At 72.1% G+C, this 18,045-nt stretch carries 3 protein-coding genes; all 3 read right to left on the reverse strand.

Annotated features, from left to right (window positions below; translation table 11 throughout):
• Positions 1 to 13: 13 nt before the first annotated feature.
• Positions 14 to 1,333: a KamA family radical SAM protein gene (locus ACKUU6_RS08235; protein WP_407987818.1), complete on the reverse strand. Its 1,320-nt coding sequence runs from the start codon at positions 1,331 to 1,333 to the stop codon at positions 14 to 16.
• Between the two features lie 208 nt (positions 1,334 to 1,541).
• Positions 1,542 to 2,441 carry a proline iminopeptidase-family hydrolase gene (locus ACKUU6_RS08240; RefSeq protein WP_407987819.1) on the reverse strand — a complete coding sequence of 300 codons (900 nt, stop codon included), beginning with the start codon at positions 2,439 to 2,441 and terminating at the stop codon, positions 1,542 to 1,544.
• Between the two features lie 32 nt (positions 2,442 to 2,473).
• Positions 2,474 to 18,013 (reverse strand): SDR family NAD(P)-dependent oxidoreductase, encoded by a 15,540-nt coding sequence (locus ACKUU6_RS08245; RefSeq protein WP_407987820.1) that lies wholly within the window; start codon positions 18,011 to 18,013, stop codon positions 2,474 to 2,476.
• Positions 18,014 to 18,045: the final 32 nt, after the last annotated feature.

An 18,045-nucleotide genomic window follows, 5' to 3' on the forward strand; every position in this document is an offset into this window, starting at 1 on the left:
TCCCGTGCTGTGCTCAGGTCCCCTGAACCGCTGCCCTGATGTCGGCCGGCGTGGTGTCCGCGAGCTCCAGCTCGTCCACCCAGGAGGCGGTCTCGGAGAAGTGCGCGCGGAACGGCCGGCCGACCAGCTCGGGGTCACGGGCCTGGAGCAGCCGCAGCTGGAAGAACTTGCCCTGCGGGGTGTCCTCGATCCCGTCCACCGCGACCTTGCCCGGCTTGGCGGACATCACCGGACCGCGCACCGTGCGGGCCAGACCGGGCAGTTGGCGGTAGGCGGCCTGGAAGATGCCGACCGCCTGGGCCAGCGGGACCTTGAAGTAGTCGTGCGGGCCGGTGTCCCGCTCCACGAACATGTAGTAGGGGACCACGCCGGCGCCGAGCTCCCGGCGCCACAGCTCGGCCCAGGCGTCGGCGTCGTCGTTGACCCGGCCGATCAGCGGGGCCTGGCCGTAGACCAGTGCTCCGGTGGAGCGGATCCGCTGCAGCGCCCGGCGGGCAATGTCGGTCTCCAGCTCCCTCGGGTGGCTGAAGTGGCCCATCACCGCGAGGTTGCGGCCCGAGTCGACGATCTTCTCGAACAGCCAGAGCACCTCGTCGGCGTCCTGGTCGGTGACGAACCGCTGCGGCCAGTACGCGACCGACTTGGTGCCGATCCGGATGGTCCGGACGGTGTCGATCGCCAGCAGCGGCTCCAGGTGGCTGCGCAGCCGCTCGGTCGACATCACCATCGGGTCGCCGCCGGTGACCAGCACGTCGGTCACCTGCGGGTGCGCCTTCAGGTACTCGACCAGCTGACTCGGGTCCGGCGCCGCGAACTTCAGGTCCGCGTCACCGACGAACTGCGCCCAGCGGAAGCAGTACGTGCAGTACGCGTGACAGGTCTGCCCCTGGCCGGGGAAGTAGAGCACCGTCTCGCGGTACTTGTGCTGCATGCCGGCCAGTTCGACCCCGTTCAGCCGGGGGACGTTGAGCTCCTTCTGCCCGGACGGGTGCGGGTTCAGCCGCGAGCGGATGTCCTGCACGGTCTCCCGCAGCTGGAGCTTGTTGGCCGGGTCGCCGGAGAGCACGCTCAGCCGCTTCTCGTCCTCGATCGACAGCATTCCGGGCTGCGGGAAGACCAGTTGGAAGATCGGGTCGTTGGGGATGTCGGTCCAGTCGATCAGCGAGGAGAGTACGTACTCGTTGACCCGGAACGGCAGGACCTGAGAGATCATCCGGACGGTCTCCTGGAGGTGCGCAGGAAGTCCGTAGCGGCTGGCGATCTCGTCTATGTGTCTGGGGCCGAACGCTTTGAACCGCTCCGTGGTCGGGAATTCGAGGGTCAGCAGGGACATTCGGACATTCCTCCGGTCTCATGGGCCCGCCTGTGGGGAGTGGGCCCCGGCATAGGTGTGCAACGCGGCCTGAATACCTTGAACCCGGCGAATCCAGTGACGGCTCGGGGACTTGACTCGCTCTGGTTTATGGAGACTAGTCCGGGGGCGTATCCGCCGACCCCCCTGTTCCGTCCCCTAGCCCGTCCGCCAACCCCTGGATCTCCGGTCAGTGAATCCGGCTCAGGTATCCGCTCAGCACCTCGAGGAACCGCTCCGGCTCCTCCAGGTGCGGCATGTGGCTGGAGTTCTCGAAGACCTCCCAGCTGACGTCCGGGATGAGGTCGGCGTACGGCTGGACGGTCGCCGGGGTCGCCTCGTCGTACTCGCCGGAGATCAGCAGGGTGGGCACCGTGATCTGCTCGATGCAGTCGGTCACCCCCCAGTCCTTGAGGGTGCCGATCACGTGGAACTCGCTCGGCCCGTTCATGGTCCGGTAGACCGTGGGGTCGTTGTAGACCTCCATGAACGAGGCCATGAAGTCCCGTGGCCACGGGTCCATCCGGCAGACGTGCCGCAGGTAGAACGGCATCATCGCGTCGAAGTACTCCTGGCTGTCGGTGGTCCCGGCCGCCTCGTGCCTGAGCAGCGTGTCGTTCACCTCGAGCGGCAGCTGGTCGCGGAGCACCTTGGCCTCCTGCAGCCAGAGCGGGTACGACGCCGGGGCGTTCGCCACCACCAGGCCGCGCAGCCCGGCCGGGCGGCCGGCGGCGTGCTTCGCCGCCAGCAGCCCGCCCCAGGACTGGCCGAACAGCACGTAGTTGTCGGATATCCCCAGCGCGCCGAGCAGATTGTCCAGTTCGTCGAGGAAGAGCTCGACCGTCCAGAAATCCGCACCGCGGTCCGGGAGATGGGTGGAACCACCGTTCCCGATCTGGTCGTAGTGCACCACCGGCCAGCCCTGCGCCGAGAGTTCGGCGAGATTCAGCAGATAGTCGTGCGTGCTGCCGGGCCCGCCGTGCACCGCGACCAGAACGGGCTTGCCCGAGTTCAGGTCTCCGGTGACCCGGTACCAGGTCTTGTGTTCACGAAACGGCACGCTTCCCTTGGCACTGGGCGCCAGAGCCATCGCTATCCCGATTCCTTTCCGTGTTCGTTCGATCAGTCGTCGATGGAGAGGCCCTCGAAGGCCATGCTGATCAAGCTGTCGGCGTCGAGCCCGTCGAGGGAGCCCTCCTCGTCCGCCGCGCCGTCCTGCTCCGTCCCGCCGCTGCCGACGGCCGACCCGCCGTCCAGGTCGAGCAGTTCGTCCAGCAGGCCGGCCGCCCGCAGCCGGTCGATCGGGATCTCCCGCAGGATGCGGCGGATCCGGTCCTCCTCGGTGCCGGCGGCCTCGGGCCGGCCGTCCCCGGCGTCCGGGACCAGCACCTCCCCGAGGTGCAGGGCGAGGGCGCGGGCGTTCGGGTAGTCGAAGACCAGCGTGGCCGGCAGCCGAAGGCCGGTGGCCGCGTTGACCAGATTGCGGAACTCGACCGCCGACAGCGAGTCGAAGCCCAACTCCTTGAAGGCCCGGTCGGGTTCGACCGCGTGGCCGCCCGCGTGGCCGAGGATCGCGGCCGCCTGGGTCTGCACCAGGTCGAGCAGCACCTCCGCCCGGTCGGGCGCCGGCAGGCCGCTCAGCCGGGCCAGCAGGCCCTCGGCGGAGACCGCGCCGGCGGTGGCTGCGGCCGCCCGGCGCGGGCGGGCCCGGACCAGACCCCGGAAGACCGGCGGCAGGTCCTCGCCGACTTCGGCCAGCGTACGCAGGTCGAGTCGGATCGGCAGTACCGCCGGGACCGGCAAGGTCCCCGCCACATCGAAGAGTTCGAGACCCCGTTCGGTCGGGATCGCCCCGATGCCGACCCGGCCCATCCGCCGGACGTCGGCCTCGGCCAGCTCACCGGCCATGCCGCCGTCGGCCCACAGGCCCCAGGCGAGCGACTGGGCGGGCAGCCCGTTGGCCCGCCGGTGCGCGGCCAGCGCGTCCAGGAAGGCGTTGGCCGCCGCGTAGTTGCCCTGGCCCGCGTTGCCGAGCGTGCCGGCCGCCGAGGAGAAGAGCACGAAGGCGGTCAGCTCCATCCCGCTGGTCAGCTCGTGCAGGTTGAGCGCCGCGTCCACCTTCGGGCGCAGCACCCGGTCCATCCGTTCCGGCGTCAGCGAGCCGATCGCACCGTCGTCCAGCACACCCGCGAGGTGTACCACGCCCGACAGCCGACGGCCCGACAGCAGCCGGGCCACCGACTCCCGGTCCGACACGTCGCAGGCGGCGAGCTCCACCTCGGCGCCCAGTCCGGCCAGTTCGGCCCGCAGCTCGGCCATCCCGTCGGCCGCCGCACCGCGCCGGCTGACCAGCAGCAGGCTACGGACCCCGTGCTCGGTCACCAGGCGGCGGGCCACCAGCCGGCCCAGCAGACCGGTCGCACCGGTCACCAGCACCGGGTCCCCGGTGGTCCGGTCGAAGCGGGTGACGGCGTCCCCGGACGCCCCGTCGGCGACCGGCACCCGGGCCAGCCGGCCCGCAAGGACCGTACCGTCCCGGACCACCGACTGCGGTTCGCCGGTGGCCAGTACGGCGGCCAGCGCCTCGGCCTCCCCGGCCCGGTCGGGACCGAGGTCGGCGAGCACGATGCCTTCCGGGTCGCTCAGTTGAGCCGCCCGCACCAGACCCCAGACGGCCGCACCGGCCAGGTCGGTGACGTCCTCCCCCGGCAGCGCGACCGCACCCCGGGTGAGCACCACCAGTGTGGCGGAGCTGAACCGCTCCTCCTGCGACCAGGTCTGGAGCACCGCGAGCACCCGGTGCGTGGCGGTACGGACCGCCTCGGCGTCGTTGCCGCCCTCGACCCGCAGCACCACCACCCCGGGCACCGCCGCACCGGCGGCCGCGACCGTCTCCCAGTCCACGGCGGACACCGGAACGGCTGGGGCGGCCGGAATCACCGGAGCCCAGTCCAGGGTGAACAGGCTGTCGTGGAAGGCCGTCCGGCCCGCCGCCAACTGCTCGTCCGAGACCGGACGGGAGACCAGCGAACGCACCGTGGCCAGCGGCTTGCCGACGGCGTCGGCGATGGCCAGTGCCACCGTGTTCTCACCGGTCGGCGAGATCCGGACCCGGACGGCGGCCGCACCGGCGGCGTGGAGCTCGACCCCGGCCCAGGAGAACGGCAGCACCCGGCCTTCGCCGTCCGCGTCCTCGTTGGCCAGGATCGCCGCGTGCAGACAGGCGTCCAGCAGCGCGGGGTGGAGGCCGTAGCGGACCGCCTCCGAGTGCGCCTCGGCGGGCAGCGCGACCTCCGCGAGAATCGCCTCGCCGTCCTGCCAGACCGCCCGCAGGCCCTGGAACACCGGACCGTAGCCGAAGCCGAGGTCCAGCAGACGCCGGTACCCGTCCTCGACGCCCACCGCCGTCGCACCGCTCGGCGGCCAGGCAGTCAGGTCGAAGGACGGCGCCCGGGTCTCACCCGTGAGCAGACCTTCGGCGTGAAGGGTCCACCCCGCGCCCTCGTTACCTTCCGGCCGGGAGTGGACGGTGACCTGTCGCGCACCCGTCCCGTCCGCCGCTCCGACCGCGACCTGGAGTTGGACACCGCCGCGCTCCGGCAGCACCAGGGGCGCCTGGAGCGTCAGCTCCTCCAGCACCCCGCAGCCGACCTGGTCACCGGCCCGGATCGCCAGCTCGACGAAGCCGGTGCCCGGGAAGAGCGTGGTCTCGCCCACCACGTGGTCGGCCAGCCAGGGCTGGGATCCGGTGGCGAGCCGGCCGGTGAGCACCAGGCCCGCACCGTCAGGCAGTTCGACGGCCGCTCCGAGCAGCGGGTGCTCGACGGCGTCCTGGCCGACGGAGGCGACGTCGTTCACCCCGGCCAGCGCGTCCACCCAGTAGCGGGTCCGCTGGAAGGCGTACGTCGGCAGATCCACCCGGCGGGCGCCGGAGTCGGCGAAGAACGCCGGCCAGTCGACCGCCACACCGGCGGCGTGCAGACGGCCTACCGCGGCCACCAGCGCGGCGGGCTCCGGACGGTCCCTGCGGACCGCCGCGACGAACAGTGCACGGTCGGACGCGACGCTCTGCTGAGCCAGGCCGGTGAGGATGCCGTCGGGGCCGACCTCCACGAAGCGGGAGGCACCGCGCGCCTCCAACTCCCTGACGTTGTCGGCGAACCGGACCGCGTCGCGGACGTGGTTCACCCAGTACTCGGGGTCGGTGACGTTGCCGGTGGTCACGATCGGGGTCTTCGGCGTCTGGAAGGTCAACCCGCTGACGACGGACCGGAAGTCGTCGAGCATCGGGTCCATCAGCGACGAGTGGAACGCGTGCGAGACGCTCAGCCGCTTGGTCCGCTCGAAGCCTGCGGCGATCTCCAGGACGGTGGCCTCGTCACCCGAGATCACCACGGAGCGGGGGCCGTTGACGGCCGCGACGCTGACGTCGGCGGTGAGCAGCGGCAGGACCTCCTCCTCGGTGGCCTCGATCGCCACCATCGCTCCACCGGAAGGCAGTTGCTGCATCAGTCGGCCGCGTGCCGAGACCAGCTCGGCGGCGTCCTTCAGCGAGAGCACTCCGGCGACGTGCGCGGCGGCGATCTCACCGACGGAGTGACCCGCCAGGAAGTCCGGCCGCACGCCCCAGGACTCGAGCAGCCGGTACAGCGCCACCTCGAAGGCGAACAGCGCGCTCTGCGTGTTCACCGTCCGGTTCAGCTCGTCGGCGTCCTCGCCCCAGATCACCTCGCGCAACGACCCGTCCAGCTCCGCCAGAACCTCGTCGAAGGCGGCGGCGAACACCGGGTGGGCAGCGTGCAGTTCACGTCCCATCCCGAGCCGCTGCGACCCCTGTCCGGTGAACAGGAAGGCCACCTGCGCCCCGGGCCTGGCCGGGCTGGTGCCTCCATGACCCGCCGCGAGCTCACGGAGTGCGGCGAGCAGTTCGTCCCGGTCGGCGCCGACCAGCACCGCCCGGTGGTCCAGCGCGGAACGCGAGGTCGCGAGCGAGAACGCCAGGTCGGCCGGGGCCAGCTCGGGCCTGGCCTCGACGTACTCGGCGAGCCGGGCCGCCTGCGCCGGGACCGCTTCCGCGCTCTTCGCCGAAACCGTCCACGGCACCACGGGCAGCTCGGCGACCACGGTGGCCGGCCGGACCTCGACGGCCGGGGCCTGCTCGATGATGACGTGCGCGTTGGTGCCGCTCAGCCCGAAGGAGGAGACACCCGCCCGGCGCGGGCGGCCGGTCTCCGGCCAGTCCCGGCTCTCCGTCAGGAGCTGGACGTTGCCCTCGGTCCAGTCGACCTTCGAGGTCGGTGCGTCCACGTGCAGCGTCTTCGGCAGCACACCGTTGCGGATCGCCTCGACCATCTTGATGATGCCGCTGACACCGGCGGCGGCCTGGGCGTGCGCCAGGTTCGACTTGATCGAACCGAGCCAGAGCGGCTGGTCGGCCGGGCGGTCCTGCCCGTACGTCGCCAGCAGGGCCTGCGCCTCGATCGGGTCGCCCAGCGTGGTGCCCGTACCGTGCGCCTCGACGGCGTCGACCTCGGCGGTGGTCAGACCGGCGTTCGCCAGCGCCTGCCGGATCACCCGCTGCTGGGAGGGACCGTTCGGGGCGGTCAGGCCGTTCGAGGCGCCGTCCTGGTTGATCGCGCTGCCCCGCACGACGGCCAGGACCGGGTGCCCGTTCCGCCGCGCGTCCGACAGCCGCTCGACCAGCAGGACACCGACGCCCTCCGACCAGCCCGTGCCGTCGGTCGCCTCGGCGAACGACTTGCAGCGCCCGTCCTTGGCCATGCCGCGCTGGCGGCTGAAGTCGATGAACATGCCCGGGGTGGACATCACCGCAACACCACCGGCCAGCGCGAGCGACACCTCGCCCGAGCGGAGCGCCTGGACCGCCATGTGCAGCGCGACCAGGGAGGACGAGCAGGCGGTGTCCACCGTGACGGCCGGGCCCTCCAGGCCCAGGGTGTACGCCACCCGGCCGGTCACCAGGCTGCCGCCGCTGGTGGTGGCGGCCTCCGGGCCGAGCCCGTAGTCGTGGTACATCACGCCGCCGAAGACGCCCGTCCGGCTGCCCTTGAGGGTGAGCGGGTCGATGCCTGCGTTCTCGATCGCCTCCCAGGACGCCTCCAGCAGCAGCCGCTGCTGGGGGTCGATGGTGACCGCCTCGTTCGGGGAGATCCCGAAGAAGTCGGCGTCGAAGTCGGCGGCGTCGTACAGGAATCCGCCGGTACGGGTGTAGGTGCGACCCGCCTTGCCCGGCTCGGGGTCGTACAGCGCGTCCAGGTCCCAGCCACGGTCGGTCGGGAAGTCCGACACCGCGTCCACGCCGTCGAGCACCAGCTGCCACAGGTCCTGCGGTGACTCCACCCCGCCCGGGTAGCGGCAGGCCATGCCGACGATGACGATCGGGTCGTCGGTCAGCGGCGTAGCCACCGCGACCGGTACGGAGGAGTCCGTCTCGGTGCCTGCCAGCGTCTCGCCGATGTGGTCGGCGACCGCCTGGGCGCTCGGGTAGTCGAAGACCAGGGTGGCGGAGAGCCGGATGCCGATCACCGTGTTGAGGCGGTTACGCAGCTCGACCGCGCTGAGCGAGTCGAATCCCAGCTCCTTGAACGCCCGGTCCGGCTCCACCGCGTCGATGGAGGCGTGGCCGAGGACAGCGGCCACCTCGGTCCGCACCAGCTCCAGCAGGGCCCGTCCGCGCTCGGCGGCGTCAAGCCGCGCGAGCTGCTGCCCGAGCGCCGATCCGCCACCGGCACCCGAGCGGGCCGCCTGCCGGGCCGGGGCCCGGACCAGTCCGCGCAGCAGGCTGTGGAGTGAATCGCCTTGCGTGCGCAGGGCCTTCGGGTCGATGCGGAGCGGCACGAGGACGGCTTCGCCGGTCGCTATCGAAGCATCGAACAGGGCCAGGCCCTCGGCCTGCGGGAGAGCGGGCAGGCCCAGCTTCGCCATCCGCTGTTCGGCCTCGTCGAGCGAGTGCGCACCGCTCATGCCGGTGGTGACGCCCCAGAGACCGAACGCCATCGAGGTGGCCGGCAGACCGGCCGCCCGGCGGTGCACCGCCAGAGCGTCCAGGAACACGTTAGCCGCCGCGTAGTTCGCCTGACCCGCCGCCAGCACCATCCCACCAGCCGACGAGAACATCACGAAGAACGCCAACTCACGGTCAGCCGTGAGCTCGTGCAGATGCCACGCCGCGTCCACCTTCGGCGCCAGCACCGCATCCAGCCGCTCCGGCGTCACCGAAGTCACCACACCGTTGTCCATCACACCCGCGACGTGCACTACACCGGCCAACGGACCGTCAACCGAAGCCAGCATCTCGCGCACCGCTTCACGGTCCGTCACATCACACGCCGCCACCTCGACCGCAGCGCCGAGCTCCGCCAGCTCGGCCACCAACTCCCGTGCCCCCGGCGCCTCCAGGCCCCGACGGCTGGTAAGCAGCAGACTCGTGACGCCGTGCTCGGTCACCAGGTGACGGGCCACCAGCGCACCGAGTCCACCGGTGCCGCCCGTGACCAGCACCGTGCCGTCAACCTCAGGCACCGTCCCTTCGACCGCGCCGACCTTCGCGAAGCGCGGCACCCGGACCACTCCGGCCCGGACGGCGGACTCGGCCTCACCCGAGGCGATCACGGCGCTCAGTGCCACCCGCGACTCCGGCGTACCGTCCCAGTCCACCAGCGCGAACCGGCCCGGGTTCTCCGCAGCGGCGGCGCGCAGCAGACCCCACACCGGAGCCTGCACCACATCCACCACATCGCCGTCGGCGGCGACCACCGCGCCCCGGGTCAGCACCACCAGACGTGAATCCTCGAAGCGCTCGTCACCGAGCCACTCCCCGACCACACCCAGAACCCGGCCAGCCAACTCCCTTACCGCAGTAGGCACATCACCGGACGGCGTCGCACACTCCAGCACCACCGCCTCGGGCACCTCACCCGCCAGCGACTCCCAGGCGGGCAGCGCGCCCGAGCCGGAACCGACCGCAACCACCGGCCACTCCACCCGGAACAGCGACTCCACACCACGACCAACCGACAACTGCTCCGACGACACCGGCCGCCCCACCACCGACCGTACCGACAGCACCGGCGCACCCACACCATCGGCCACGGCGAGAGCGATGTTGTGCTCCGGGCCGACCTGGGAGATCCGCACCCGGACCTCGTGGGCTCCGGCGGCGTGCAGGGTGACACCGTTCCAGGAGAACGGCAGCACGGGCTCACCGTCGGGACGGTCCCCGGCGTCGAGCAGGATCGCGTGCATCGCGGCGTCCAGCAGCGCCGGGTGCAGACCGAAGCGGGCCGCCTCCGCGTGTGCCTCGACCGGCAGCGCCACCTCGGCGAAGAGTTCGTCACCCTTCTGCCAGGCGGCCTTCAGACCCTGGAACACCGGCCCGTAGGCGTAGCCCTGCGCGAGCAGCACCTCGTACGCGTCACTGGTGGCGACGGGCGTGGCACCGGCCGGCGGCCACTCCGAGAAGTCGAACGACGGCGCCGCAGCGCCCGAGGTCAGGACACCCTCGGCGTGCAGCGTCCAGTCCCCGCCGTCGTCGCCCTCGATGCGCGAGTGCACCGTGACCGTCCGGGCACCCGAACCGTCCGCCTCGCCCACCGCGACCTGGACCTGCACCGAGGCGCCGGGCGGCAGGATCAGCGGGGCCTGGAGCGTCAGCTCCTCCAGCACGTCGCACCCGACCTGGTCACCCGCCCGGATGGCGAGTTCCACGAAGCCGGTGCCCGGCAGCAGGACGTTGCCCAGGACGTCGTGGTCGGCGATCCAGGCGTGGGTGTCGATCGACAGCCGCCCGGTCAGCACCGCACCGCCGGAGTCCGGCAGCGTGACCACCGCGCCGAGCAGCGGGTGTTCGGCCGAACGGAGGCCGGCCGACGAGATGTTGGTGGTGTCGCCACCGAACCAGGAGTCGGCCAGGTACTCGTTGGTGTCGACCCAGAAACGCTGACGCTGGAAGGCGTACGTCGGCAGATCCACCCGGCGGCCACCACTGCCCGCGAACCAGGCGGCCCAGTCCAGCTCGACGCCTGCGGCGAACAGCCGTCCGAGCGCCGTCACAAAGGTCGCCGCCTCCGGACGGTCCCGGCGCTGCGTCGCGACCAGGACGGCGTCCTCGGACTCGACGCTCTGCTGCGCCAACCCGGTCAGGATGCCGTCAGGGCCGATCTCCAGGAAGCGGGAGACACCCTGCGCCTCCAACTCCCTCACGTTGTCCGCAAACCGAACCGCGTCACGGACGTGGCCCACCCAGTACTCAGGGTCCGAGAAGGAACCGGACGCCACGACCGGGACCGACGGCTCCGCGAACGCCAAGGTCTGCACGACAGAGCGGAACTCGCCGAGCATCGGGTCCATCAACGGCGAGTGGAACGCGTGCGACACACTCAACCGCTTCGTCCGCTCAAAGCCGGAAGCGATCTCCAGCACCGTGGCCTCGTCGCCCGAGACCACCACCGACCGCGGACCGTTCACCGCCGCGATACTCACGTCAGCGGTCAGCAGCGGCAGCACGTCCTCCTCGGTGGCCTCGATCGCCACCATCGCACCACCCGAAGGCAGCTCCTGCATCAGGCGGCCCCGCGCGGAGACCAGCTTCGCGGCGTCGGAGAGCGACAGCACCCCGGCCACGTGCGCGGCGGCGATTTCACCCACCGAGTGACCCGACACGAAGTCGGGACGCACACCCCACGACTCCACCAGCCGGTACAGCGCCACCTCGAAGGCGAAGAGCGCACTCTGCGTGTTCACCGTCCGGTTCAGCTCGTAGGCATCGTCGCCCCAGACCGCCTCACGCAGCGCCCCGCCCAACTCCGCCAACACCGCATCGAAGGCTTCCGCGAACACCGGGAAAGCGGCGTGCAGTTCACGCCCCATCCCCACCCGCTGCGACCCCTGCCCCGTGAACAGGAACGCCGTCCGGCCACGCGAGCGACCCGAGCCGCTCACCACGCCGGGACTGGTCCGCCCGTCCGCCAGGGCCCAGAGCCCGGCGAGCAGCTCGTCCCGGTCGGTGCCGACCACCACGCCCCGGTGCTCCAGCACCGCGCGCGTCGTGGCCAGCGAGTAACCGACGTCGACCGGATCCAGCTCCGCGCCCGCGTCCAGGTGCTCCGCCAGACGGGCAGCCTGGGCCCGCAGCGCCTCCGGGCTCTTCGCCGACACCACCAGCGGCAGCACCGGCAGCTCGGCAGCCACCCGCTCGGGCTGCGCCGACTCCGCCGGCGCCTGCTCGATGATCACGTGCGCATTGGTACCGCTCAGCCCGAACGAGGAGATACCCGCCCGCCGCACCCGGCCGGTCTCCGGCCAGTCCCGGTTCTCCGTCAGCAGCTGGACATTGCCCTCGGTCCAGTCCACCTTGGTGGTCGGCGCGTCCACGTGCAGCGTCTTCGGCAGCACACCGTTGCGGATCGCCTCCACCATCTTGATGATGCCGCCCGCGCCCGCCGCCGCCTGGGTGTGGCCGAGGTTGGACTTGATCGAGCCGAGCCAGAGCGGCTGGTCCGCCGGCCGGTCCTGGCCGTACGTCGCCAGCAGCGCCTGCGCCTCGATCGGGTCACCCAGCGTCGTACCCGTCCCGTGCGCCTCCACCGCGTCCACGTCAGCCGTGGTCAGACCGGCGTTCGCCAGCGCCTGCCGGATCACCCGCTGCTGCGAAGGGCCGTTCGGGGCGGTCAGACCGTTCGACGCGCCGTCCTGGTTGATCGCCGTGCTGCGGACCACGGCGAGTACCGGGTGTCCGTTGCGCCGCGCGTCCGACAGCCGCTCGACCAGGAGCATGCCGACGCCCTCCGACCAACCGGTGCCGTCGGTCGCGTCCGCGAAGGACTTGCAGCGGCCGTCCTTGGCCAGGCCCTTCTGCCGGCTGAACTCGACGAACACCTCGGGGGTGGACATCACCGCGACGCCACCGGCCAGCGCCAGCGAGCACTCGCCCGAACGGAGCGCCTGGACCGCCAGGTGCAGCGCGACCAGTGAGGAGGAGCAAGCCGTGTCGATCGTGACGGCCGGGCCCTCCAGACCGAAGACGTAGGACACCCGCCCGGAGGCGATCGCGCCCGTGCTGTTGTTGGCCGCGTAGTCGTGGTACATCATTCCGGCGAAGACGCCGGTCGAGCTGCCCTTCAGCGTGCCCGGGTCGATCCCGGCCCGCTCGAACGCCTCCCAGGAGGTCTCCAGCAGCAGCCGCTGCTGCGGGTCCATGTAGAGCGCCTCGTTCGGCGCGATCCCGAAGAACGCGGGGTCGAACTCGTCTGCGTCGTGGAGGAACCCGCCCTCGCGGGTGTACGTGGTGTTGGCCCGCTCGCCGGTCGGGTCGTAGACCTGCGCGGTGTCCCAGCCACGGTTGACCGGGAAGTCCGAGACGGCGTCGACCCCGTCGGCCACCAGCCGCCACAGGTCCTCCGGCGACTCCACGCCGCCCGGGAACCGGCAGGCCATGCCCACGATGACGATCGGCTCGTCGTCCGTCGCCGCGACCGTCGAGGCGATCGCGGCGATCTCGGTCTTCGCTCCCCGGACCGCCTCCAGCAGGTAGGCCGCGAGTGCGACCGGCGTGGGGTAGTCGAAGACCAGGGTGGCCGGCAGGCGGCGGCCGACGGCGTCGCTGAGACTGTTGCGGAACTCCACGGCGGTGAGCGAGTCGAAGCCGAGGTCCTGGAAGTGCCGGTCCGGGTCGACCGCCGTGGGGTCGGGGTGGCCGAGCACAGCGGCCGCCTGGCCGAGCACCAGGTCGAGCAGTGCAGAAGGCCACTTGTCCTCAGGCAGCGCGGCCAGCCTGCGCTGCAGCGCACCGCTCTCGGTCTTCGCGCCGGCCTTGCGGCGTCGCACCGCCGGGGCCAGTCCGCGGAAGACCTCGGCGAGGTCCTCGCCCTGCGCACGCAGGGAGGCCAGGTCGAAGCGGGTGGGCACGGTGACCGGGTCGCCGGTGAGCAGCGCGGCGTCGAAGGCCCGCACGCCCTCGGCGGCCGACAGGGCGAACATCCCGCCCTGGGAGATCCGGGAACGGTCGGCCGTGGCCAGCTTGCCGGCCATGCCGCCGTCCTGGTCCCACAGGCCCCAGGCCAGCGAGTGGGCCGTCAGACCGTTGGCGTGGCGGTGGGCGGCCAGCGCGTCCAGGAAGGAGTTGGCGGCCGCATAGTTGCCCTGGCCGGGTGCGCCGAGCAGGCCGGCGGCCGAGGAGAACAGCACGAACGCGGCCAACTCCTGTCCGGCGGTGAGCTCGTGGAGGTTGAGCGCGGCGTCCACCTTCGGGCGCAGCACGGTGTCGATCCGCTCGGAGGTGAGCGAGCCCACCACACCGTCGTCCAGCACACCGGCGATGTGCACCACACCGATGAGCTGTTCGTCCCGCAGCAGCTCGGCGGTGGCCTGACGGTCCGCCAGGTCCACGGCGGCGTACGTAACCTCGGCACCCAAGTCGTTGAGCTCGGAAGCCAGTTCGGCCGCGCCCGGGGCCTCGGCGCCACGCCGGCTGACCAGCAGCAGCCTGCGTACGCCGTACTCGGCGGCCAAGTGCCGGACGAACAGGCCACCCAGTGCGCCGGTGGCGCCGCTGACCAGGACGGTTCCCTCACCGTCCAGCGCGATGCTCCGGTCGGCGGCTGCCGCGACCCGGGCCAGCCGGGCCGCGCGCAGCACGCCCTGGCGCACCACGACCTGCGGCTCGGCACTGCCCGCGATCAGGGCAACCGTCGCCGCGTCCAACTCGCTGTCCAGATCCGCGAGCTGGATCCGCTCGGGGCTCTCCGACTGCGCCGACCGCACCAGGCCGGCGGCCGCGGCGGCGGCCAGATCGGTGACATCCTCGCCCGCGAGCGCCACGGCGCCCCGGGTGACCACCAGCAGCCGGGCCTCCGCGAAGCGGTCCTCGGCCAGCCAGCGCTGCAGGACCTCCAGCGTCCGGTAGGTGGCGGTGCGGACCGCTTCGGCGTCGTTGCCGCCCTCGATCTCCAGGGTCACCACCGGGGTGACCGCACCGCCGTCGGCGACCTGCGCCCAGTCGGCGTACGCCACCGGTGCGGACTGACCGTCCGGCGTGACCGGTGCCCAGTCCAGGCGGAACAGCGAGTCCTGGCCGCCGGAACGGGCGGCGGCCAGCTGCTCACCCGAGATCGGCCGCAGGACCAGGGAGTCGACGGACGCCACCGGGCGGCCCTCGCCGTCGGCGACGGCCAGGGCGAGACCGCCGCCGGTGCCGGTCGGGGTCAGCCGGACCCGCGCCACGGCCGCGCCGGCCGCGTGCAGCGAGACGCCGGACCAGGCGAACGGCAGTGCGCCCTGCTCGCCGATCACGCCGGTGAACACGGCCGCGTGCAGGCAGGCGTCCAGCAGGGCGGGGTGCAGCGCCAGCCGTTCGGCGTCGGACCGCGCCTGCTCGGGCAGAGCGACCTCGGCGAAGACCTGGTCGCCGACCTTCCAGACGGCCCGCAGGCCCTGGAACACCGGCCCGTAGGCCATTCCCGCTGCGGTGAACCCTTCGTACAGACCGCCCAGTTCGACCGGTACGGCACCGGCCGGCGGCCACTGCGTCAGTTCCTCACCGGCGCGGCGGGCACCGGGGATCAGCACGCCGGTCGCGTGCCGGGTCCACGGCAGATCCGACTCCGCGCCCTGAGGGCGGGAGTGGAAGGTCACGCTGCGGGCCCCGGTGTCGTCTGCGGGGCCGACGGCGACCTGGACCTGAACGGCACCGCTCGCGGGCAGCACCAGCGGTGCCTCCAGCGTCAGTTCGTCCAGCAGGTCGCAGTTGACCTGGTCGCCGGCCCGGATCGCCAGCTCGACGAAACCGGTGCCGGGGAACAGCACCGAGCCGCCGACCACGTGGTCGGCCAGCCACTTCTGCGAGCCCACCGAGAGCCTGCCGGTCAGCACGACACCGTCGGTGTCGGCCAGCGTCACGGCCGCGCCGAGGAGGGGGTGTTCGGCCGAGTCCAGGCCCGCCGAGGTCACGTCCCCCAGGCTGGGCTGGGCGTCGATCCAGTAGCGGGCGTGCTGGAAGGCATACGTCGGCAGGTCGATCCGCTCGGCGCCGGACCCGGCGAAGAACGCCGGCCAGTCGATGCCGACCCCGGCCGTGTGCAGGCGGGACAGCCCGGTCAGCAGCGCGTCCGCCTCGGAGCGGTCGCGGCGCGACAGCGCGACGAACACGGCGTTCTCGGCCTGGACGGACTGCGGGGCCGCCCCGGTCAGGATCCCGTCGGGGCCGATCTCCACGAACCGCGAGACCCCGACCGACTCCAGGTACTGGACGTTCTCGGAGAACCGGACCGCGTCGCGGACATGGCTCACCCAGTACTCCGGGTCCGTGACACTGCCGCTGGCCACCACCGGGATCACCGGCTGGGCGAAGGTCAATCCGGAGACCACCGCGCGGAATTCGGCCAGCATCGGGTCCATCAGCGGTGAGTGGAACGCGTGCGAGACGCTGAGCCGCTTGGTCCGCTCGAACCCGGCGGCGATCTCCAGCACCGTGGCCTCGTCACCCGAGATGACCACCGAACGCGGGCCGTTGACCGCCGCGATGCTCACCAGGTCGGTCAGCAGCGGCAGGATCTCCGCCTCGGTGGTCTCGATCGCCACCATCGCACCGCCCGAGGGAAGTTCCTGCATCAACCGCCCGCGCGCCGACACGAGCTTCACGGCATCCGCGAGCGAGAGCACCCCGGCCACGTGCGCGGCCGCGATCTCACCCACCGAGTGACCGGCCAGCAGGTCGGGACGGACGCCCCACGACTCCACCAGCCGGTACAGCGCCACCTCGAAGGCGAACAGCGCACTCTGCGTGTTCACCGTCCGGTTCAGCTCGTCGGCGTCGTCGCCCCAGATCACCTCACGCAGCGACCCGCCCAGCTCCGCCAACACAGCGTCGAACGCCGCCGCGAACACCGGGAAGACGGCGTGCAGTTCACGCCCCATCCCCAGCCGCTGCGACCCCTGCCCCGTGAACAGGAACGCCGTCCGGCCGTCGCCCACCACGCCCTTGACGACGCCGGCACCCTGCCCGCCGTCCGCGATGGCGGCGAGTCCGCGCAGCGCCGCCGCACCATCGCCCGCGAGGACGACCGCGCGGTGCTCCAGCGCCGCCCGCGAGGTGGCCAGCGAGTACGCGACGTCGCGCGGGTCGAACTCGTCGGCTCCACCGAGGTGTTCAGCCAGCCGGGCCGCCTGCGCGCGGAGCGCGTCCGCGCTCCGCGCGGACACCAGCCAGGGCGCCGGAACGCCCGCCGCCGGCTCGGGCCGCACCACCGGCTCGGCGACCGGCTCGGCCTCGGGGGCCTGCTCGATGATGACGTGCGCGTTGGTGCCGCTCACGCCGAAGGCCGAGACGCCGGCCCGGCGCGGGTAGCCGTGGTCCGGCCACTCCTGAGCCTCCGTCAGCAGCCGGACGTTGCCAGCCGACCAGTCGACGTGCGAGGACGGCTCCGTAACGTGGAGCGTCTCCGGCATCAGGCCGTGCCGGATCGCCATGACCATCTTCATCACGCCACCGACACCGGCCGCCGCCTGGGCGTGACCGATGTTGGACTTGATCGAGCCGAGCCACAGCGGTCGCTCCTGCGGCCGGGCCTGGCCGTACGTGGCGAGCAGTGCCTGCGCCTCGATCGGGTCACCCAGCGTGGTACCGGTGCCGTGGCCCTCGACCAGGTCCACCTGGCCGGCCGGCACCCGGGCGTTGGCCAGCGCCTGCCGGATCACCTTCTGCTGAGCGAGGCCGTTGGGGGCGGTCAGCCCGTTGGAGGCGCCGTCCTGGTTGATCGCACTGCCCCGGATCACGGCGAGCACCGGGTGTCCGTTGCGCCGCGCGTCCGACAGCCGCTCCAGCAGCAGCACGCCGGCGCCCTCGGACCAACCGGTCCCGTCGGCCGACTCCGAGAACGCCTTGCAGCGACCGTCGGGGGCCAGGCCGCGCTGGCGGCTGAAGGCGATGAACGGTGACGGCGTGGACATCACCATCACACCGCCGGCCAGTGCGAGCGTGCACTCCTTGCGGCGCAGCGCCTCGGCGGCCAGGTGCAGGGCGATCAGCGAGGACGAGCAGGCCGTGTCGACCGAGAGCGAGGGTCCCTCCAGGCCGAGCACGTACGAGACCCGGCCCGAGATCACCGAGGACGCGCTGGCCGTGGTCATGTAGGCCTCGGCCACCTCGGGCGCGGCGTCGAGCAGGTCCTCGTAGTCCTGGATGCCCGAGCCGGTGAAGACACCCACCCCCGCGCCGCGCACGCTGTCGGGGCTGATGCCCGCGCGCTCGAACGCCTCCCAGCTGATCTCCAGCATCAGGCGCTGCTGCGGGTCCATGGTGAGGGCCTCGCGCGGGCTGATGCCGAAGAAGCCCGGGTCGAAGTCGGCGACGTCGTGGACGAACCCGCCCTCGCGGACGTAGCTGGTCCCGGACCGGTCGGCGTCGGTGTCGTGGTCGATGACCCAGCCACGGTCGGCCGGGAAGTGCGTCACCGCGTCCCGGCCCTCCGCGACCAGCTGCCAGAGCTCCTCCGGCGAGGTCACCCCGCCGGGGTAGCGGCAGCTCATCGCCACGATGGCGATCGGCTCCAGGTCCTCGCTCTCGATCTGCTGGAGCCGCTGCCGGGTCTGGTGCAGGTCGGCAGTGACACGCTTGAGGTAATCGAGGAGCTTGTCGTCGTTCGCCATCTCAGTCCCACCGAGTCCTTTGGTCCTAAAGC

This window comes from Kitasatospora sp. CMC57 (assembly GCF_045866025.2).
In the GTDB taxonomy this organism is placed as follows: domain Bacteria; phylum Actinomycetota; class Actinomycetes; order Streptomycetales; family Streptomycetaceae; genus Kitasatospora.